General features: G+C 59.3%; 1 pseudogene. It reads right to left on the minus strand.

Annotated elements, in window-relative coordinates:
* Positions 1 to 268: pseudogene (locus R2R70_RS20545) on the minus strand (enterobactin transporter EntS); the annotation flags it as partial.

The raw sequence follows: 268 nt of genomic DNA on the forward strand, positions 1-268 counted from the left end.
CCATCGTCAATAAACCACCCAGCAACGCAATCCCTCCTACCAGCGGGCTGGCGAGCAGAAAACGAAATCCTGCCAGTAATGATTTCAACGGATGCTCGCGCGGCTGCGGTGGCGGTGGCAACGCCGGAAGGCTTAACAACGGTAGCAAGGTAATAAACGTGCCCGCCGCCGCCAGCCCGTAGTTCCAGGCTACGCCGCCGGTCGCCAGCAATAAACCGCCAATCATGGGCGAAATCACCGACCCCAGACGCACGGTCAACATGGTGAT

The organism is Cobetia sp. SIMBA_158, assembly GCF_046566945.1.
Classification (GTDB): Bacteria; Pseudomonadota; Gammaproteobacteria; order Pseudomonadales; family Halomonadaceae; genus Cobetia; species Cobetia amphilecti.